Origin of the sequence: Methylobacterium sp. J-030 (genome assembly GCF_022829545.1) — a bacterium.
In the GTDB taxonomy this organism is placed as follows: Bacteria; Pseudomonadota; Alphaproteobacteria; order Rhizobiales; family Beijerinckiaceae; genus Methylobacterium.
In genome coordinates this window covers 1-18,066 of the sequence record NZ_JAKSYM010000123.1, presented here as the reverse complement: position 1 = coordinate 18,066, position 18,066 = coordinate 1, and the positions used below count along the sequence as shown (strand labels likewise).

27 protein-coding genes and 1 pseudogene are annotated in these 18,066 nt (G+C 64.9%); 13 read left to right on the top strand and 15 right to left on the bottom strand.

Annotated elements, in window-relative coordinates:
- Positions 1-168, top strand: a pseudogene (locus MKK75_RS06920) (chemotaxis protein); the annotation flags it as partial.
- 13 nt (positions 169-181) lie between these two features.
- Here the strand turns inward: MKK75_RS06920 and MKK75_RS06915 are convergent.
- The 4 genes from MKK75_RS06915 to MKK75_RS35645 all read right to left on the bottom strand — a co-directional run bounded on the left by MKK75_RS06915 (position 182) and on the right by MKK75_RS35645 (position 2,362).
- Complete coding sequence (locus tag MKK75_RS06915; RefSeq protein ID WP_244041873.1) at positions 182-538, bottom strand: hypothetical protein; 357 nt, start codon at positions 536-538, stop codon at positions 182-184.
- 215 nt (positions 539-753) lie between these two features.
- On the bottom strand, positions 754-1,545 hold the full coding sequence (locus MKK75_RS06910) for an EAL domain-containing protein (RefSeq protein ID WP_244041872.1): 792 nt from the start codon (positions 1,543-1,545) through the stop codon (positions 754-756).
- A 184-nt stretch (positions 1,546-1,729) separates the two neighbouring features.
- On the bottom strand, positions 1,730-2,113 hold the full coding sequence (locus tag MKK75_RS06905; protein ID WP_244041871.1) for a hypothetical protein: 384 nt from the start codon (positions 2,111-2,113) through the stop codon (positions 1,730-1,732).
- Between the two features lie 126 nt (positions 2,114-2,239).
- Entirely contained in the window at positions 2,240-2,362 is a 123-nt protein-coding gene (locus tag MKK75_RS35645; RefSeq protein ID WP_279593657.1) for a hypothetical protein, read from the bottom strand.
- Positions 2,363-2,864: 502 nt separating this feature from the next.
- Between MKK75_RS35645 and MKK75_RS06900 the strand changes: the two genes are divergently transcribed.
- Entirely contained in the window at positions 2,865-3,287 is a 423-nt protein-coding gene (locus tag MKK75_RS06900; protein WP_244041870.1) for a DUF2059 domain-containing protein, read from the top strand.
- A 22-nt stretch (positions 3,288-3,309) separates the two neighbouring features.
- Here the strand turns inward: MKK75_RS06900 and MKK75_RS06895 are convergent, their stop codons facing one another.
- Positions 3,310-4,365, bottom strand: a complete 1,056-nt coding sequence (locus MKK75_RS06895; RefSeq protein ID WP_244041869.1) for a zinc ribbon domain-containing protein — start codon at positions 4,363-4,365, stop codon at positions 3,310-3,312.
- Between the two features lie 108 nt (positions 4,366-4,473).
- On the opposite strand from MKK75_RS06895, the gene MKK75_RS06890 reads away from it, so the two are divergent.
- The 3 genes from MKK75_RS06890 to MKK75_RS06880 all read left to right on the top strand — a co-directional run bounded on the left by MKK75_RS06890 (position 4,474) and on the right by MKK75_RS06880 (position 6,904).
- The gene (locus MKK75_RS06890) at positions 4,474-4,791 is read left to right on the top strand and encodes an HU family DNA-binding protein (protein WP_244041868.1); all 318 of its coding nucleotides are present in this window, start codon (positions 4,474-4,476) and stop codon (positions 4,789-4,791) included.
- A gap of 124 nt (positions 4,792-4,915) precedes the next feature.
- On the top strand, positions 4,916-6,076 hold the full coding sequence (locus tag MKK75_RS06885) for a YihY/virulence factor BrkB family protein (RefSeq protein ID WP_244041874.1): 1,161 nt from the start codon (positions 4,916-4,918) through the stop codon (positions 6,074-6,076).
- 408 nt (positions 6,077-6,484) lie between these two features.
- A complete protein-coding gene (locus MKK75_RS06880; protein ID WP_244041867.1) occupies positions 6,485-6,904 on the top strand; it encodes a helix-turn-helix domain-containing protein in 420 nt (139 codons plus the stop codon).
- Here MKK75_RS06880 and MKK75_RS06875 read toward each other — a convergent pair.
- Complete coding sequence (locus MKK75_RS06875) at positions 6,896-7,282, bottom strand: hypothetical protein (protein WP_244041866.1); 387 nt, start codon at positions 7,280-7,282, stop codon at positions 6,896-6,898. The genes MKK75_RS06880 and MKK75_RS06875 overlap by 9 nt on opposite strands.
- A 238-nt stretch (positions 7,283-7,520) precedes the next feature.
- On the opposite strand from MKK75_RS06875, the gene MKK75_RS06870 reads away from it, so the two are divergent.
- Together MKK75_RS06870 and MKK75_RS06865 are read left to right on the top strand one after the other, a co-directional pair.
- Positions 7,521-8,231: a helix-turn-helix domain-containing protein gene (locus MKK75_RS06870; protein ID WP_313901835.1), complete on the top strand. Its 711-nt coding sequence runs from the start codon at positions 7,521-7,523 to the stop codon at positions 8,229-8,231.
- A gap of 120 nt (positions 8,232-8,351) precedes the next feature.
- Entirely contained in the window at positions 8,352-8,942 is a 591-nt protein-coding gene (locus MKK75_RS06865; RefSeq protein WP_244041864.1) for a DUF2147 domain-containing protein, read from the top strand.
- Positions 8,943-8,963: 21 nt separating this feature from the next.
- Here the strand turns inward: MKK75_RS06865 and MKK75_RS06860 are convergent, their stop codons facing one another.
- The 5 genes from MKK75_RS06860 to MKK75_RS06840 form a co-directional block, all read right to left on the bottom strand.
- Positions 8,964-9,371 carry a hypothetical protein gene (locus MKK75_RS06860; protein ID WP_244041863.1) on the bottom strand — a complete coding sequence of 136 codons (408 nt, stop codon included), beginning with the start codon at positions 9,369-9,371 and terminating at the stop codon, positions 8,964-8,966.
- 61 nt (positions 9,372-9,432) lie between these two features.
- Positions 9,433-11,226 carry a hypothetical protein gene (locus tag MKK75_RS06855; protein WP_244041862.1) on the bottom strand — a complete coding sequence of 598 codons (1,794 nt, stop codon included), beginning with the start codon at positions 11,224-11,226 and terminating at the stop codon, positions 9,433-9,435.
- A gap of 191 nt (positions 11,227-11,417) precedes the next feature.
- A complete protein-coding gene (locus MKK75_RS06850) occupies positions 11,418-11,654 on the bottom strand; it encodes a hypothetical protein (protein ID WP_244041861.1) in 237 nt (78 codons plus the stop codon).
- A 128-nt stretch (positions 11,655-11,782) separates the two neighbouring features.
- Positions 11,783-12,052, bottom strand: coding sequence for a helix-turn-helix domain-containing protein (locus MKK75_RS06845; protein WP_244041860.1), 270 nt, complete (start codon positions 12,050-12,052; stop codon positions 11,783-11,785).
- A gap of 12 nt (positions 12,053-12,064) precedes the next feature.
- On the bottom strand, positions 12,065-12,361 hold the full coding sequence (locus tag MKK75_RS06840) for a hypothetical protein (RefSeq protein ID WP_244041859.1): 297 nt from the start codon (positions 12,359-12,361) through the stop codon (positions 12,065-12,067).
- Between the two features lie 99 nt (positions 12,362-12,460).
- On the opposite strand from MKK75_RS06840, the gene MKK75_RS06835 reads away from it, so the two are divergent.
- Positions 12,461-12,697 carry a helix-turn-helix domain-containing protein gene (locus MKK75_RS06835; RefSeq protein WP_244041858.1) on the top strand — a complete coding sequence of 79 codons (237 nt, stop codon included), beginning with the start codon at positions 12,461-12,463 and terminating at the stop codon, positions 12,695-12,697.
- A 126-nt stretch (positions 12,698-12,823) separates the two neighbouring features.
- Here MKK75_RS06835 and MKK75_RS06830 read toward each other — a convergent pair whose 3' ends face one another.
- The 3 genes from MKK75_RS06830 to MKK75_RS06820 all read right to left on the bottom strand — a co-directional run bounded on the left by MKK75_RS06830 (position 12,824) and on the right by MKK75_RS06820 (position 14,133).
- Positions 12,824-13,075: a hypothetical protein gene (locus MKK75_RS06830; RefSeq protein ID WP_244041857.1), complete on the bottom strand. Its 252-nt coding sequence runs from the start codon at positions 13,073-13,075 to the stop codon at positions 12,824-12,826.
- 105 nt (positions 13,076-13,180) lie between these two features.
- Complete coding sequence (locus MKK75_RS06825; RefSeq protein WP_244041856.1) at positions 13,181-13,447, bottom strand: hypothetical protein; 267 nt, start codon at positions 13,445-13,447, stop codon at positions 13,181-13,183.
- Positions 13,448-13,902: 455 nt separating this feature from the next.
- A complete protein-coding gene (locus MKK75_RS06820) occupies positions 13,903-14,133 on the bottom strand; it encodes a hypothetical protein (RefSeq protein ID WP_244041855.1) in 231 nt (76 codons plus the stop codon).
- 310 nt (positions 14,134-14,443) lie between these two features.
- On the opposite strand from MKK75_RS06820, the gene MKK75_RS06815 reads away from it, so the two are divergent.
- From MKK75_RS06815 to MKK75_RS06795, 5 genes are all read left to right on the top strand, one after another.
- Entirely contained in the window at positions 14,444-14,677 is a 234-nt protein-coding gene (locus tag MKK75_RS06815) for a DUF2171 domain-containing protein (protein ID WP_244041854.1), read from the top strand.
- Positions 14,678-14,885: 208 nt separating this feature from the next.
- Positions 14,886-15,104, top strand: a complete 219-nt coding sequence (locus MKK75_RS06810) for a ParA family protein (protein WP_244041853.1) — start codon at positions 14,886-14,888, stop codon at positions 15,102-15,104.
- A gap of 45 nt (positions 15,105-15,149) precedes the next feature.
- On the top strand, positions 15,150-15,530 hold the full coding sequence (locus tag MKK75_RS06805; protein WP_244041852.1) for a hypothetical protein: 381 nt from the start codon (positions 15,150-15,152) through the stop codon (positions 15,528-15,530).
- 2 nt (positions 15,531-15,532) lie between these two features.
- The gene (locus MKK75_RS06800) at positions 15,533-15,850 is read left to right on the top strand and encodes a hypothetical protein (RefSeq protein WP_244041851.1); all 318 of its coding nucleotides are present in this window, start codon (positions 15,533-15,535) and stop codon (positions 15,848-15,850) included.
- A 357-nt stretch (positions 15,851-16,207) separates the two neighbouring features.
- Positions 16,208-17,086, top strand: coding sequence for a tyrosine-type recombinase/integrase (locus MKK75_RS06795; RefSeq protein WP_244041850.1), 879 nt, complete (start codon positions 16,208-16,210; stop codon positions 17,084-17,086).
- 738 nt (positions 17,087-17,824) lie between these two features.
- Here MKK75_RS06795 and MKK75_RS36325 read toward each other — a convergent pair.
- On the bottom strand, positions 17,825-17,923 hold the full coding sequence (locus MKK75_RS36325) for a PsiF family protein (protein ID WP_409567533.1): 99 nt from the start codon (positions 17,921-17,923) through the stop codon (positions 17,825-17,827).
- Between the last annotated feature and the right edge of the window lie 143 nt (positions 17,924-18,066).

Genomic DNA, 18,066 nt, shown 5'->3' with positions numbered 1-18,066 from the left:
ACGAACCAGCAGCAGCTCGGGATCGAGCAGGTGATGGGCGCGCTCCAGAACATCCGGCAGGCGAGCCAGCAGACCGCGGCCGGCACGCGGCAGGTGGAATCCGCCTCGGCCAACCTCACGGAGCTCGCCCAGGCGCTGATGACCCTCGCCGAACGCTATCGGCAGTAATGGATGCCAGCGCCTATTTCGGTACCTCGGGGTGGTTCGCTCCCGATGGAGCGGCCTCTTTCAGGATAAGCTGCCCACGGGCGATGAACAGGTCGATCTGTACGATGCAGGAGTTGATCGCCGTGACCAAGTTGGCGTTGGCCTCGTCGATCAGAGGGTCACCAGTCGGCTCGCGGCCGCGCACATCCACGAGCACCGCCGTCATTTGACCCCGATGCGCTCGGAGGTCGTTTAGGATCACCACTGCCCGGGCCGCTTGTAGGCTTGCCGCTTGGTCGCCGATGAGGAGCGCCACTGCAGCGATGTCGAAGCGGTCGAGCGCTGAACTCGCCTCACCTTTCTGGCGTAGCGGCACGATGCCTTCGCTCATGATTCTATGCCCGGAGAGGCCAGTCGCGCAGAGGCCGACATCGTCTCAGCACCTGAAATACATGCCCCGAGAGCAATACCGTCAACCCGGATGCCATCGGATCGAACCATGCGGATTTGGCTCCGGCCCATCATCATCGCTGACATGTGCTATGGAAGCCGCTCTTGAACCTATGCTACGGTACGGGGTCGGCCCGATGGGTGTATAGGTGATCCTCAAGCCGCGTAGAACTGAGCGACGGCTTCTGCCGACGAGGCGAAGATCACGGGAAACCGAACCGCCGGCAGGCCAGCCAATGCAGGCCTGCAGAACAGGTAGCCTTGGAACAGCTGGATCCCGGCCGCACGAAGGGTGGTCATTTCGGCTTCCGTTTCGACACCTTCTGCGATCACGGCCACGCCCAACTGACGGGCCATCATGATCACGCTGGCCACGATGGTCTGCCGCGCTGGGGAGGTCGCAATCCCTCGGATCAGCTCCATGTCGAGCTTGATGAAGTCGGGCTGGAAGCTCGCCAGCAGGTTCAGCCCAGCATAGCCCGCACCGAAGTCGTCCAGGGCGGTCGCGAAGCCGTGCTTGCGGTATTCCGCGATGATCCGCTGGACGTGGGCGACGTCCGTCATGCGCTCGTTCTCGGTGAACTCGAACATGATTTGCCGATGTGCGAAGCCGACCCGACGGGCGGCATCGAGCGTCGCACGGATGCAGGCAGCCGGCTCGTAGACGGCGTTGGGCATGAAGTTGATCGACAGCCGTGTCTCGGCATCCTGAAACAGCTGGCCGGCAAGCTCGATTGCTTTGACGCGGCAGGCCTGGTCGAACTTGTAGCGGTTGCTCTCGTCGACCATGCTGAGGATTTGCCCGGCGCCCTGCCCCTCAGTGCCCCTGACCAGAGCCTCGTAGCCCCAGACCGTGCCCCGACTGACGTCTACGATGGGATGGAACGCCATCGTGAACTCGAACGGCAATGGTTTGCCGTCCCTACATGCCTGACACTCGCGCTTCATGGACCCACTTTCCGGAGCTTCACCGCCTGTGCATCACGTGATGCTAAGATCTGCACCGAAATACTGCTGTAAGGTCCTTACTTAACGATTAACCTAGTCAATTTCTGAAATAAGTCACAAAATCTCATCATTTGATTGCTTTAAGCGGAAAGTATCCTTGCGCTCACATCCGCGAAAAAACAACTTATGCGTGTTCAAGCACCGCAAGTGCACGCAGCGTCCCGGTTAACAAGTGGTTGCTTATGTCGGTTTGTTCGTAGTGGCCGGCCGAGATGATGGCGGGGCGCCCGATCCGCCGGATCACTTCGCGCTCGAACGCCACAAAGTTCTCAACACACCCGTCAGCGGCCCGCAAGGGCCGGCAATCGATCATCGCGCCCTGCGCCAGTCGCCGGCAGACGCCGGCCCGCGCCGCGATAGCGTCAATGCACAGCCCGCAGGCGCCGTTGCGGGCCATCTCGTCGCCGACGATCCGCAGGACCGCGAGTTGCCCGGTGGTGAACCTGCTGGCGAGCGCAGGCGGCATCGGACCGGAGCAGGCCAGCCGGCGGCGGCGCTCGATCGCCACGGATCGCTCAGGAGCCCGCTGGAGGCGCTTCGGCGGGAACAGCGTCACTCGGCCGAGCGGGATGCCGACAGGCGCCACGGCCTCGCGGATCGCGCTCCGGCGGTTGTGCAGCAGCTCGGCGAGGCCCTACGCCTCCGTATCGGTGACGGTCTCGGCGGCGTGGGCCTGCCAGATGGTGCGCGACAGGTCGTCGCGTTGCGCGAGCGTGCGCGCGCCCTCGATCGCCGACCGCATGTTGGCGTGAAACATCAATCCCGGTCCCTCACGGGCCGCGGCTAGGGTCCAGGCAAAGCTTCCCCGGTGCGAAAAGCGGTGCTTTCGCTTGACTCCCGAGGGGAGATCATGGCTTGTGGGGAGGTATCAGCCGGCCCCATAAGGCCCCAGGTTTTCAGCAGCCTCTTCCTTGCCGGGAAGGGGCTGTTGGCTTTTCAGGGTCTATCTCGCGGCGATAATCTCCTGAATGGCGGCCACGACTCGCCGAGGCGGGCATGGCCGTGACCGCCCATCTCGGCTGGCGCACACGGCTAAGTCAACTTTGGCATCCCAGCGATCGACATCGATCAATGCCGCCGTATGCTTCTGAGCCAGCCGACTGCAACACAGCCAGATCGCGTCACCAAAGCAAGCGGACCGTCTCATGCGCCTCTCGACCCTTCTCGTTGGCCTGTGCCTCGGGGCGGCACTGCCTCGCGCCGTATTGGCTCAATCAGCCCAGAAGCCTGCCCCTACGACCGCTCCGGATCCGGCTCTCGTGAAGGTCGCGCGGGAGACGGTGGCGCAGATGCAGGGCGACCGCACGGCGACGCTCAGCGCCATGGCCGGACCGATGGTCGGTATGATGCAGCAGATCGGTATCAAGGAGCCCGACAAGGCGCAGGTGTTGGTCCAGGAGGTCGTGCTGCCGACGCTGGCCGCGCACTACGATGAACTGCTCGACCTCCAAGCGCGGGGCTTCGCCGCGGTTCTCGGCAAGGACGATCTACAGGCCATCGCCGCTTTCTACGCCACGCCAACCGGCAAGCACCTCGCGGCGGCGCAACCACAGCTCGCTCAGATTCAGCTGATTGGCATGCAGCAGTGGATGCAGTCGGTGATGCCTGAGATGCAGGGCAAGATCGTCAAAGCGGTTCAAGCCCACGGCTGGGCGCCAGGCGGACAGGCAAAGCCGCACTGAGCGGCCGACATTGCTGACCTCGTCAGGCGACCGGCGCAGCGACCTCGCTCGCGCGGTTGCCGCAGGCGTAACAGAACCGCTCGAAGGTGCTCTTGCGGTGATCGCAGGTCGGGCACCGCTCGAATACGCCGATCCCGCAATGCGGACAGAAATTGGCCTCCGGGTTCGTGAGATCGATCGGCCGTTCACAGCCCGGGCAGACTTTCTTGGCGAGGCGGAGCAGCGCTTGATCGGTCGCGATTTCGGTTCGCCGCTCCTCGTCGGGTCGTGCCTCGGCCGCCCGCTGTCGCTCCTGATAGGCCTGCAGGGCGTTGATCGCCGCCCGACCCGCCACGAGCGTGACCACTACCCCGACGCCGTACTGAACGTAGCCGCCATAGCTCGGCAGGTACGGCACCAGCTCGACGAAGAACGCGAAGGCTGCCGCCAGCGCGAAGCCCCAGACGAACGGCCAGTTGCGCGTGTGTCGCCGTTTTAGCAGCAGCCAGCCCGCGATTGCGAGAAGCGGCAGGGTCAGGGCAAGGCGGTAGGCGAAGACGCGTAGCTCCTGCCCGCTCTCGGCCGCGTCGAGCTTCTGCTGGCCCGCGGCGCGTTGCTCGCTGTCTGTAGCCTCCAGCTCGGTCTCCCGCTGCGCGAGGCCGAGATCCGCCTTGGCCAGACCTTCCTGCTGCTCGTCGACCGTCCGCTCGGCGGCCTTGAGCGCATCGAGTTGCTGCGTGCGTGCGATGAGGCCGGGATCTTGATCGACGCGCTGTGTAGCATTGCGGGTCTTCAACCAGTTGGCGAAGGTCTCATGCGAGGCTTCAGAGGCGGAGCGCGCTGCGTCCAGGGCGAGTTGTGTCCGCTCCGCTTGTTGCTGATTGTCGGCGCGCTCGCGACGAACCTGCTTCAGCGCAGCGGCGGTCGCGTCCGATTGCCCACGGTCGAGGAACTGATCGAGGGTGTAGCGATGCTCGACCTGAGGCAGGTCGCCGACGACAAGCGATCCGAGTCCGATCAGGAAGCCAGCGAAGGCGAGGGCGACGAGCCAAAGGACGAGGGTGAACGACCGCTCGGGCAGTCTGTTAGTTGATCTCAACGAGCGACCCTCAACTGAACCGTGCGCAGATACCGAGGCATGCCCGAAAGGCTGCACAGCAGTCCAGATTGGATTGCGGAAGCCACTCCTCTACAGCATCGATGCCGCATGATCCGGTCCGAGCTTGTTGCCCGCATCGCGGAGCAGAACCCGCACCTCTACGCGAAGGACGTCGAAGCGGTGGTGGCTACCATTCTCGACAGGATGGTTAACGCCCTGGCGGACGGCGACCGCGTCGAGCTGCGCGGCTTCGGTGCCTTTTCAACGCGGGGGGTCAAGGCTCGCACCGGCCGCAACCCGCGCACGGGCCAAGCCGTTGCCGTCGAGGCCAAGCGAGGCGTTCAGTTCAGGTCGAGCAAGACCATGCGCGTGTGGCTAAACCTCAAGTCGGCGGATCAGGAGGATGAGGCGGAGCGGCTGCTGTGAGCCTCCTGACCGCTCTGCTCGCCCTTAACCCCAGAAATAATGGGGCATTTGCCGCAACGTAGTTTGACGGCGTGTCGTTGTGGCGGCGATCTTCAGTATCCGTCCGCGAGGCAATGAACCGGCTATGGCCCCTATCCCCTCGAACCCCGGACCATCCCACGAGCCTAGTGGACAAGCTTCGACAGTCTGGACGCTGGCGCTCGCCACCGCCCTTCTCGGCCTCGTAGCGTTGCCGAGGCGGTCGACGACGCACAAGCCCAGCGGCGCCCAGGGTGAAGGCGATGCACGGCAGGCGTCGCCCTCACATTCTGGCCAAGAGGCCCACGAGGTAGCCCGCACTCAGGCCGATCGCGGACGCCAGGCCACACGGCCGACCGAGATCCCGGCCAAAGGCTGGAAGGACATCGCGCTGCGCACCTATAGGGATGTCGGCGAGAACCGGATCATGCTGGTGTCGGCCGGCGTGACCTTCTTCGCGCTGCTGGCGATCTTCCCCGCCATCGCCGCCCTGGTGTCCATCTACGGTCTCGTGGCCGATGCCTCGACCATCAACGACCAGCTCGCCAGCCTGCAAGGGATCCTGCCCCAGGGTGCGCTCGACATCCTCAGCGACCAAGTGAAGAACCTGAACGAGAAGGGCAATGCGACGCTCGGCCTGAGCCTGCTCCTGAGCGTCGCCCTGTCGGTGTGGAGTGCCAACGGCGGCATGAAGCACATCTTCGACGCGCTCAACCTCGTCTACAACGAGCGCGAGAAGCGCAACTTCGTCGTGCTCAACCTCGTCTCGCTGGCGTTCACCGCTGGCGCGCTGCTGTTCCTGATCCTAGCGCTCGTCGCGGTCGTCGTGCTGCCGGTCGCGTTCGAATTCATCGGCATCGGCAAGGACGCTTGGTGGCTGGCGCTGCTGCGTTGGCCCGTACTCCTGCTTGCCGTGCTCGGCGGCTTGGCGGTGCTGTACCGCTACGGTCCGAGCCGTGACGCGCCGCGTTGGCATTGGGTCACGGGAGGAGGTGCCGTGGCGGCGGTGCTCTGGCTCGGAGGTTCGCTGCTGTTCTCCTGGTACGTCGCCCACTTCGGCAGCTACAACAAGACCTACGGCTCGCTTGGCGCGGCGATCGGGTTCATGACTTGGATCTGGATCTCGACGACGATCGTGCTGCTGGGCGCGCAGGTGAACGCCGAGATGGAGCACCAAACGGCAGAGGATACCACCGTCGGCGAGCCTCAGCCTCTCGGCACGCGAGGCGCGAAGATGGCCGACAGCGTCGGGGCGGCTGCAGAGTAGCTGACCTCAGAAGGTTCGAGGCTGGATCCACGTTCCTGGTCCCCGTCTTGAGCGGTGCGTCGAGCATACGGCGGCCGCCCCTCGGCTCGGTTCGCGGCAATGCGCTCGCGCAGTAGAACGGCGCGGCGCGCGATCGCCTCCGTGTCACAGGTTCGACAGGGGCCACCACGACCGGCGGCACGACAGTTGTCCGGGTATTGGCAGGACCGGCGTGGCATCGCGCTCTTATAGCCATTGCGACACCCGCGATCACAGAGGTGTTACCTTGCCATTTCACATCCCAAGACGGTGTTGCCTCGGTGAGATGGCGGTTGCATGGTATGCCCGTGTACAATCCTCAGGTGCGTAACGGCCCGCGCGTACACAGCGACCGCTCTTCATCCGTCGCACTCTGAGGCTACCTCCACGATGACGACGAAAGCGCCGAAATCCGCAACTGAGGTCGACCGCACGATTGGCAGCCGTGTTGCGGCACTCCGGATCGCGCAGGGACTCAGCCAGACCGCGCTGGGCGAAGCCATCGGGGTCAGCTTTCAGCAAGTGCAGAAGTACGAGAAGGGCCGCAACCGTATCGGCGCCGGGCGGCTACAGACCATGGCCGATCTGCTAAAGGTACCTGTTGAGACGTTTTTCGCCAGCCGGTTGGGTGACGATGCCGACGCGGGCGACGTTCGGACGTTCTACGACGATCCGCAGGTCATGCAGTTGGTCGCGGATTTCACGAGCATCACCGACGAGACCATGCGTAAAAACGTTCTCTCGATCGTGAGGGCTGCGGCTAAGATCCATTTGGCGAATATCGAACAGGGACCAGTGGGATCAGTGTAGATTAACCCACTCAAAGTCAGACTCGATTGGGTCCATCACCATCTCCGAAGCGATGATCCGGCCCACCCCCTCTAACAGGATCCGCAAGGTGGGACGTAGCCTTGCTGCGCTCGCTGTGTCTAGATCGTCGAGTAGTTCCGACAGCACCAGCGCCTGACCGGCGATCCGGTCCAGAGTGGAGTGCGTCGCCTCATCCTCTGCTGTGATTTTGATCTGATATTTGACGTCGTCATCTATGCGGCTGTCAGCCATACCGATGCAGATCCCACAGGTGCACAGGCCGCGGTCGCACAGCCGGGCGAGGAACTTCGGCTTGGCCGCCAACCGTCTGGTTGCTGCCTGCTGTATAGTTTTTGCTAGGTTCTTACAGATCAGCAACGCTATCCTTGCTCCCTGATGCCGTTGATTGAAGCATCGCCCGCACCTGCCTGACGTGCTCGGGCTCGGGGGTGCCCGGCAGCAGCGCGGCAATAGCCTCGTGTCAGGCGAGCTAACGGCGCATCAGGCGCAGCAGCCGGTCGTCGGCGAAGTCGGAGCCGCGCTAAGGCTCCGTGGATAGAGAGGTCCCTTGATTGCGCCGCGGACCACAGTGCCGGCACCGTCGGGGCACAATCCGATGGAAGTTCGCCGCCGTCACCAAGGCCGTAATTCCGCCATGAGTGAGCGGTCATTCTCACTACATGAGTTTTCAGTTCGGAAAGCCTCTGCCTTGCCCGTCGCCTTAGCCGACATACCCACGCGCCCGACGGGCCAAACCGCGCGACGCGCCCGGATCCTGGACGCCGCCGAGACCTGTTTCGTCCGCCAGGGTTTCCATCGCACCACAATGCAGGACCTCGCCGTCGAGGCCACCATGAGTCAGGGCAACATCTATCGCTACTTCAGCTCGAAGGAGGAGATCGTCCTGGCCTGTGCCGCCCGTCAGCGCGATGCCGCCGCGGCCGAGATTGCGGCAATGGCCGAGACGCACGACGAATTGGAGATCATCTTCCACGTCATCGAGCGCTACTTCGTTGATGCCGCGGTCGAGCGCGCAGTCCTAGCCGTCGATCTCTGGTCCGAGGTGCGCCGCATCCCCGCGCTGCGCGCACTGTCCGACGCCCAGGAAATCGGCTTCCGCGACTGGTTCCTGCTCACTGTCCCACGGTTCGCTGCGCCGGGCTGCGACGTAGCTGCGCTTTGCCTCGACGTCACCACGTTCATGAAGGGGGCGCTCCTCAGCCGAGCGGTACTGCCCGATCATGACTCACAGACCCTCATGGGCCGCCTGCGCGCCCTGGTGGGCGAACGCCTCGCGCTCGCCCCGCCGAGGGGCAAGCCGATCTAGCGCCGAACCTACCGCGACCAGGGCCAACCCCCACCCAACGCGCCGTACCGGCCGTATGAGACCGGTCGCGCGATGGCGCTGGGGCAATTCAGTGCGATACGCGCAAACGGAGAGCAAAGCATGAGTATCATCCCGATCCGCTTCGCCACAGCCGCCCTTGTAGGTTTGGCAGCCTGCGTTGGCGCACGCTGCGACACGGCGCGGGCGGCCGAACCGTTTGGCACGTGGCTAACCGAGGACGGCCGGGCACGTATACGAACCGAGCGATGCGGTTCAGACGCCACTCGGCTCTGTGGTTTCGTCGTTTGGGGAAAAGAGCCTTTGGACGAGAGCGGCAAGCCGAAGGTCGATCGCTACAATCCAAGTCCCGCCAAGCAGGGACGCCCCCAGCTCGGCCATCAACTGCTGGCAGGATTGAAGCAGAATGCCGAGGGACGGTTCGAAGGTAAGATCTACAACGCAGACAACGGCAAGTCCTACGACGTCACGGTGTGGAGTGACCAGCCGTCGGTGCTGAACCTGAAGGGTTGCATGCTTGCGGTATTCTGCGGCTCGCAAGCTTGGTCGCGAGTGACCGACCTAGTTCCAGGCCAGTTGCAGGGATCGACCGACGCATCGGGGGGTCCCCGCTCCGACCCGGAATGGGCGGCTAAATCACCGTCGGGAAACCCTTCGACCCATAAGGGTCGACCGAGCACACAAACTCAGTGAGGTTATATCGCGGTTTTCGCACTACGCGCGCTCCAGAAGGTCGAGGATCAGCGTGCCGGCCGCCGCGATGACATTGCCGCGCCCCCACCAGGGCAAGATGTCGGCCTCGGGCATCGGCTCGGCCGCCACCTCCGGCAACCTGGTCTCGAGCGCCTCAACCTCGTGGTCCTGATCGTTCCCGCGCATCCACGTGACTTGGCTGCCGGTGGCGTTCTCGGGAGCGGCCAGGGACGGTTCTGCGTCGCCGCCGTCCTCAAGGTCCGCGTCGCCGTCCATGCTGTCCAGCACGGCGATGATGCGGTCGGCAGCGTCGAGGGCGATCTGTGCCGCCTCCTCCAGGCTGGCGCGTAGCTCGGGTCCGGCGAGCGGCGCGGGGAGAGTGATCGCGACCGGCTGCGGACGCGGGGTGAAGGTGAGCACGTCGCTCATGGTGGTGTCTCGGGATGTGAAGGGAAGGCCCGGCGGGGCCCGGCCGGGGCGGTACGCACGGCTACGGGGAAGGTCGGGGTGGGCAGCCGCCCCAAGCCTTGGCGATCTCGGCGCGCAGCTCGGGCGCGTGGTGAAGGCTGCCCTCACAAAGCAGTTCGTACCGGATCAGCGCTTCGAGCCGACGGTCTCGCTCGCTGTCGGTGGCCGCGGTCCGGTTGTGCATTTCCTTGATGATGCGATCACGGATCCACGCCGCCCGGTTCTGCTCGCGGTCGACCAAATGCCCGGCGGTGTTTGGGGTGCGGTAGGGGCTGTCTGGGTTCTGCTCAAGCCATGGCTGCCCATCCAGATTGAGCCAGTCGTCAGCCGCCTTGACGAAGTTCTCGAACAGGTTGGTGAGCTGCAGCAACGACAGGCCGGACAGGTCGATGTCGGCGGCCTGCGCCTTGGCCCACGCGCAATCGGCCTCGAACTCCGACTGAGACGTGGACGTGGGCCGTTGTTCCTCCCCGATCGGCTGGCCCTTCCAGTCGACGCCGGCCAGCGCGCAGCACGCCTCGATCAGCGCCCGGGTGGCCTGTTCCGTCAGGTCCTCGCCTTCCCCAAGATGGCTGTCGCGCTCGTACTGGCCGGAGATGAACACCATGACGAGCGTGGCACGCGCCTTCACCGCGAGGCCGAGCGGGGTCCGCGCAGGCGTGCGCCAGATGGCCTTGCTGATCCGCTCCAGCTCACCGCCGATGGTCTCGAAGAGGTCGTCAGCCTCGCGGATGCCGGGGGCGTTCCAGGCCGCCACGTTTGCCGCGTAGGCAGACCCGCCGCGCGCCTTGGCCCTCTCGCAAGCATGGGTGACATGCGCCTGGGCGGCCCAATAGGCGGGTGTCGCGGCGCGCCAGCGGACGTGCGCGGCGTCGAGGTCCATCCCAAGCGCCAGGATCTCGGCGCCACCGTTCGGGGAAGCGGACTCGAACACGGCGAGGCGGAGCTCGCGGCGGAGATGGGCGCGCTTGGCGTCCGTGGCGTCCGGCCCGACCTTCCGAGCATACTCGGCCAGCGCGATCCGGTGTAGGCGTTCCAGCTCAAGGCGTAGGCCCTCGCGGATGATGACGAAGCCCTGCGGATCGTCCGCCGGGTAGGCCATGAAGCCGGGCGGCGGGGCGTGCCAGTCGGTCGGTTCGGGGGTGGGGTTGTTGGCGACGGCTTCGAGGCTGTCCGCGATGGCGCCGAACACGTCGTCTATGTCAGGCCCTCCGGTCAGGCCGTCGTTGTTTGAGGCATGCGTCTGGGCATGGCGAATGAGGGCGAGCACTCCCGGCAGTGTTGTCGGAGGAACCTTGAACAGGCCGAGCCAAGCCTTTGTCTCATCCGCGGAGGCGGTCTCATAGGCGGCTTTGACGGGCGCCATCGCCTCGGCCGACGTGTCCAATCCATGCTGTCGGCGCCATACCTTGTCCGCCGGGTTGCAGGCTGCCGAGAACGCATCGTGCGCAGCGGTATGCGTCTTGATGGCTGCGAAGATCGGATCGGACAAAGGCGTCAGCGCCGTGCTGCTGGACAGGCTGGCGACCTCACGCAAGACCAAGCGCGTCAACTGCTCGTCGACGGTCAGCGTGGCTTCGTCGCTCGGGTCATGGCCCGTGGTGTGCTCGATCAGGTCGTGCAGGAGCAGGCGGGCCTTGGCCTGCAGCTCAGCCATGTCGCGGGAGGGCTCATCGATCGCCCGCCGGAATACGGCGTCGTAGGCGTCCAGCGCCTCGTCGAGCTGCTCGTCGCACCAGTTCTCAGCCTGGCTCTTGGGCTGGATGCCGTTCCAGTCGATGACAGCCTGATCCCACGCCTGGGCGAGGTCCGCCAACGGGGCCGGCGTCGTGCTGGCGGCGGCTGTCTTGAACTCGCTGACCCGGCTGGCGATCGCGGCAGCCCGCTCGCGCAGGCTGGTGGCCGGATCGCGGCGGATCAGGTTCTCGAGGGAGGCACGGAAGGACATCGCGAAATCCTCGAGAGTTGAGGGCGCGGACAGCCGGCCCGCTCGGGTGCGAGTTGGGTTCAGAGGAGCGAGGCGAGGCCGGTGAGCACCATGCCGCCGCCGATGATCGCGACGGCGGCCAGCAACTCGCCGGCGGTATCGAGGAAGCGCAGGGATCGGCTGTGCGCGGTGTCCGGCCGGATCGGGGTCACGGCCTGCCACGGCTCAATCTCGCCCGGCAGGGGCTCGTTGGGCAGGTCGCGGTAGCGGCGGTCGACGGGGAGGCGGCGGCCCGTGCGGACGCTGGTGCTGCGCATCGGGACGGGCTGCGAGAAATCGGGGATGCAGGCGTGCGTAAACGTTCGGGCTCCGGTGAGGGCTCGTGGCTGTGGGTCTGCGGTGGCGAAGGGGATGCGGGCGCTGGTCAGCCCGGCGCGAGCATTGGTCAGTCCGGTGAGGCGCGGGCCTTTGCAGCCGAGTCGGTCAGCGGCAAGGCTTCAAGCAACGCTACAAGGTCCGAGTGGACGATGACGGTAACCCCGCCGAACTTGCGCGCTGGGATCTTCCCATCCGCGATCATCTGGTAGATCGTGGACTTGCTCACGCCGATCACGGTGGCCGCATCTTTTGGGCGATAGGCGATTGGCCGGGAAGCGAGCGGATTTGGAGAGACCGCTTTAGGCGGATCTACTTCCGGGTCTGATCTGCGAGCCATCACTGCGTCTCCTCAGTGCGCGGCCATGTGCCGTGCGAGCTTGGCGGCACGCCACGCGGCGGTGAGGCACACAGACATCGCCTCAGCCCAGGTGCCGCCGAAACGCTCCTGATGGGCGTGGGCGGCTTTGGCGGCGGCCGACATGATGGCAGCGCGGTCGAACTTGCCGGCGGCGTAGAGCGGGCGGCGGGTGGTGCGCACCGTCATATCGATGCGGGCGGTGGCTGAGAGCAGGCCGGCAGGGATTCGCGGGCGGCTGTCGCGTCCGGCGCGGTCGATGCGGGTCCAGGAGACGGTGCGGTGGGCCATGAACGTTGCCTTTGGCATCGCTTGTGATACCATTAGGATCATACGCAGCGGCAAATCGCCTTCAATCCCTTTCGCATCAAAAATGATCTAATAGGCATCATGAACAGGTCGCAGCTTCGTGCCGCACGTGCGCTTCTGGGCTGGTCGCAAGAAAGATTGGCGGATGCTTCCGGCGTCTCCATCCCAACCATCAAACGATTGGAGCCAGGCGAGGGGCTTGTGCAGACCCGGGTAGACACCCTCGATAAGCTACGTCGCGCCCTCGAAGCGGCCGGCGTAGAATTCACCAACGGCGGCGAGCCGGGCGTGAAACTGCGCCGGAGAGACCTGATGTGAACGGACGCCGCCTCGTGTCCTTTGGCATTGCCATGGTCTTCGTCAGTTCGACGCGGGCACTTGAGGCTGCAGGCGTCGAAGATGCCTTGGGGGATTGCTTTGTAGCCGCAATCGTAGCGACCCTGCTCACGCTATCATGGCCATCACCATGACCGCCGGGCTGAAGTTAATCCCCGAGACCGGCGGCGGGGCCGGGATCCAGTTCCGGGAGCGGAAGGCAGGCTGATGACAGGCGTAATCGATGGCGTCTTCGGTCTGATAATCGTGGTCGCGGTCGTGGCCATCGTCATTGATGCGTGGCGCGGGCGAGCGCGGCAGCGTCGTGCGGCTGAGGCCGCCAGGCTCATGCGGCGCGAGCGCGTTGAGCAGGATCTTCAACAGCGTGGCAGAGCAGCCCGGGGAAAGCCCTGAGGCAACAGCTTTTTGTGCTCTAAACATCCAATCGCATCAGCTGGGCGACCATGTCATCGCAGCTCGCCCGGTTCAGGGCTTCGTCCCGTGAGCAGCCATGACGGCGGCTGTCACGGCATTCCGGAACGTCCTCTCCTGCGGGCCGGGCTTACCCTTGAGTACGGAGATCTCGGGCGAGGCTGCGACTGCCGCCGCGATGTCGACGCTGTGCCCGCTAGCGAACCGATACGGACCGGTATCTGGATCCCTCATGTAGAGGTCGACAGCCGCGACGATCTCGGTGCTGCTGATCGTGCCGGCCTTGCGGAGATCGGCGAGGGTCGGGCGAGCGGCGGTCATGGTGTCCGTGGTTCAGGGGATTGCCACGCGCCTTGCGCCCGGTCGGGTCAAGATAGGTTGATGGGGCGGGCTTTCAGCCACATGGCCTATGCAAGCGGTCTGGCGTAGCTCGGCCGTATGTCAGCTGGTGTCGCCACCACCCTGATCCCGAACCCCGTCGCCATATGGCACGGCGCCATCGAGAACCTGTCCCCGCATGCCTCGCCCTGCCGGTATCTCTCTCCGACCCGCTGGGTGACGATCCGAGATGCTGCGCTTGATTTCTGCAGCAGCCTTGGCGCCGCAGCGCACGGGTTCGGCTGGACGGAGCACGAGTTGTTCGCGGTCCATCCGGAGCACGGGACTCTGCGGGTCGAATTCTGCGGTGTACTGATGGTGTCTGGCAGCAAGGCTGTGGCAGTGGAGCCAGCTCGGATTGTGTTCGACCGGGGATCGGGCTACCGAACCAAGCAGGGTCAGGTCTGGGGCATTCCAGTGTGGGAGTTTGCGGCACGGGCGCGCTGACGCTCAGTCTCGTCCTCGGTCGTGCGCTGTCTTTTGATGGCGCTAAGCTGATGGAGCCGAAGGATGGCTTGCTCGTGTGCTTGCACGACACGGACATCGCCGAGCGCCTGCTCGATCTGCCTCCGATGCCAGGAACGCAGATCGGATAGCACCTGCAGCTCACCCATCTGCTCTTCGGTCATGCCGTCCTCACCCAGGGCAATCTGGGCAGCGCAAGCAGCCTTAGTGGCAAGAGAATTTCGGCCTCATCCACACAGTTCCCCCGTGATCTCGGTAGTCATCCTCCCTGCTCCTTGAGTTGCACTGCCGCCTCGGATTTTAGGCGCAGGTCGCCGACGCCGGGGATTTCTTTCGCCATGACGGTGACCTACCGTGGCTCCCCTGCCCCGTACATGACCTGCCCCAGCGCCCGCTCATTCGGTACGAGCCAACTGAGCCGGAACATCGCCATTTGGACACCGGTTACGGCTGCTCCAACAGGGAGTGAAACCGATGGTTGATGTCGCGCAGATCCAGAAGCATGCCGAGGTGATCGGTTCGGACGGAACGCACGTCGGCACAGTCGATCACGTCGACAAAGGTGAGATCAAACTGACCAAAAAGGATGCGGCTGCGGGCGGCCTCCACCACTTCATCCCAGTCGACTTCGTGCGAGCGATCGAGGGCGGCAAGGTCCATCTCGACCGTCCGGCGGATGAGGTCATGCGCGAGTGGTCGACGTCGTAAGCTGCCAACGCCAACTGCTGGCGCAGAGACACGTCGGCCGGGCGGCCATATCATTACGGCTCGCCCGGCCTCGCGCACCCCGACCGCTCCCGCAGCTGGCGATGTGATAGATGGCAGCTCGGCCCCAGTCGGCTAGATGATTCGAAGCAACGACGCAGCTACGTACTCACGCAGCTACGTCATTGCGTAAGCAAGCAATGAGGCACTGATGCACGTCGGGGTAGTGGCGAGCCAGAAGGGCGGCGCGGGTAAAACTTCCCTGATGCGCAGCCTCGCGGTGGCGACGCACCAGGCCGGGCACGCCACCGCACTCCTCTACACGGACCCGCAGGGCTCGCTCACGAGCTGGTGGAACCGACGCGAGGACGCGCAACCCGCCCTCGTGTGGATCGAGGTCGTCGACTTCGCGGCGGGCGCCGAGCGGTAGGCCGATGCCGGGATCGAGTTCCTGTACGTGGATACCCCGCCGTCGGTGAGGCCAGAGCTGCGCGCGCTCCTCGGCCATGCCAGCCTCGCGGTGGTGCCGGTTCGCCCCTCCCCTGACGATCTCGACGCGGTGGGCGATACCCTGGCGCTGATCGAGGATGCCGGCTGCCCGTTCGTGTTCGTACTGATGCAGGCCAAGCCGCGGACCCGCCTGCAGATGCAGGCCGTGATGGCGCTGGCGAAACACGGGAAACTCGCGCCGACCGTCGTCCACGATCGCACGGATTTCCCGACGGCCGCCATCTCAGGCAAGGCGGTGACGGAATTCGAGCCTGAGACAGCCGCGGCGCGGGAGGTGGAGGAAGTGCTTGAGTACGTAATGACGCAGCTATGTAAGGACGTAGGCAAGTCGAAGGCGGGGCGTTGACCATGCCGGCGAAGCAGACACCGTCCCTCGACGGGCTCATCCAGGCCAAGGGCGCGCCCCGGCCGTCCGACGTGCCGCAGCGGGGCGAGGCATCCAGGCCCGCCGCTCCGGCCCCGACCCCAGCCGCAGCCCCCGCCGCGCCACCGGCTTGCGCACCTCGGCTTCAGTCGGACGCAGAGCCCCGCACCAAGTCGCTCACGCTCCGGCTGTCCGAACCGCGATACCAGCGGCTGCGGCGGTTCGCGTTCGATCGCGACGCCAGCCACCAGGAAGTAATTGAGGCGGCACTGATGGCCTACCTCGAACGAGAAACCGGCTGACCGTAGCCGTAGCTGCAGCGTCAGTGTGTGGGCACTTGCGTTCACGCCTGACTACGTCATTACGTAAGTACGTCGCTGCGTACTGGCGTAGGTACGGGCTTGCGAGGGTGCCCCCGATCCGGCATCATTCTGAACGCAAGACAAGAGACATTATCTTGCGTTATATATCTAAGCGGAGCCTGAAGGGATCGCGGGCATGGAGATCACTGGCCCAACCCAATCGCGCCCCGGCGGGCCTTGGCATGTCAGTGTAGCCGGTCTTGAGCGGATGTTCCCCACCCGCGAAGCCGCTCAATTCTGGATCGACGCTTGCCGTCTAGCCGGCCGTCCCCTGTCTGGGTATGGCGAGCCTCTGCCGTGAGCACCGCCCTCGTTCCGATCGTCGAGCCCGTCGAGACGCTACCGCCCGCGCAGGCCGACGACGACGCGCAGATGGTGCGGCTATGGCTTGCCCGGTCTGCCAGCCCGAACACTCGCCGGAACTACGAGCGCGAGGCTCGCGCCTTCTTGGCGCACGTCGGCAAACCGCTCGGCTCGGTTCGGATGGGCGACCTGCAGGACTACATCGCGGCCCGGCCGGGATCCTCGGCGACGGTGGCTCTGACGGCGGCGGCGCTCAAGAGCCTGTTCGCCTTCGCGCAGGAGGTCGGGTTCCTGCGGTTCAACATCGGCGCGGCCGTGAAGGTCCCGCCGATCAAGAACACCCTGGCTGAACGCATCATGGCCGAGGCCGACGCGCTGCTGATGATCCGGCAAGAGCCCGTGCTGCGAAATCGGGTGCTGCTGACCGTGCTGTACGGCGGTGGCCTACGCATCTCCGAGGTCTGTGGGTTGCGGTGGCGGGATCTCATGGCCCGGGATGAGGCTGGGCAGGCAACCGTCTTCGGCAAGGGGGGCAAGACGCGGGCGGTGCTGCTCTCGGCCTCGACGTGGAAAGTGCTCACGGCTCTGCGCGGCGAGGCGCTGGCCGACGCGCCCGTATTTCTATCGCGGAAGGGCGGGGCGCTCGATCCGAGTGCGGTCCACCGGGTGGTGAAGGCGGCCGCGGCGCGTGCCGGGCTGCCGGGCGAGGTCTCGGCGCACTGGCTGCGGCACGCGCATGCCTCGCACAGCCTCGATCGCGGGGCACCGATCCACCTCGTGCAGGCCACGCTGGGGCACGCATCGGTTGCGACGACGGGCCGTTATCTGCACGCGCGGCCGTCTGAGAGCAGCGCGAAGTTTCTGGGGATATAAAAGTAACGGACTCGGACGACGATAAGTCCTGGACGGCGACGTGGGTGATGGCACGGTGACGATGATATCAAGCGTGTGAACCAGTGGATCGCATTAGGTTAAAGGTATGCTTCATTGCTAAGTGCGATGTGCGTCACGACTTAGGTTTGGGCGCCCGTACAACTTGAGATCGTTATTTAGGAATTTTATAGTATGTTCCTATCGTTATTTGAACGATTTTAGTGACATCGATGTTAGCGCCTACAGGATAAGCCCTTTCGAACTCTGAGTTTTACCCAATGTATGAGCGCCGCGCAAAACTACGAGTGCGTGCCACGATTGAAGGGCATGCGGCATTTCCTGGTGTGGATGCCGAAGTTCGTTGCCTCGTGGTGAACCACTCGCCTGTAGGTGCCTGTCTCTCGTTCGTGCCGGGGACCACGGTGCCGCGCTACTTCAACGTCGCCATTGGGCACGAGCCTGCTGCATCACCTGTGCGCTTGGTCTGGAAGCGGGAGGATGCGGCTGGCGTAGCCTTCGTCGCGCCCCGGTCCGTGCCGGACGTGATCCCAGGCTGACAACTGAGGCTCCGCGCCAATCTCACTGGCGGGGACTGAGAGCTCACGCTGCCTCGGTCTACGAACCCTAGGCGCAACAATGTGGCTGCGGATGCTGAGCAACCAGTGGACGGACGCGTTCGAGGGGCACAGCGAGGGGTGACTGTCTGTGAGCGACCGAAGGACTGATTGAAGCCGCGCTTTAATCCTCAGGCGTGACGCAGGTCCCCATGAAGGCCTTCCGCTCCGACCCTTCCTTGAGCTTCTGAGCGTCCGCCCGCTGTCGGCAGCGATCGAGCACCGGCTGGATCGACGGCTGATGCCGCTTCCTCGCCGGCGGACGTAGCTCCCGACACTGGCCTCCGAGGTGGCTCCGACGTGCTCTGGGCACGTCCAGCGGCGGGAAGGCAGGTGACGCTGGCCAGAGCAGCGAGGAGCGCGATC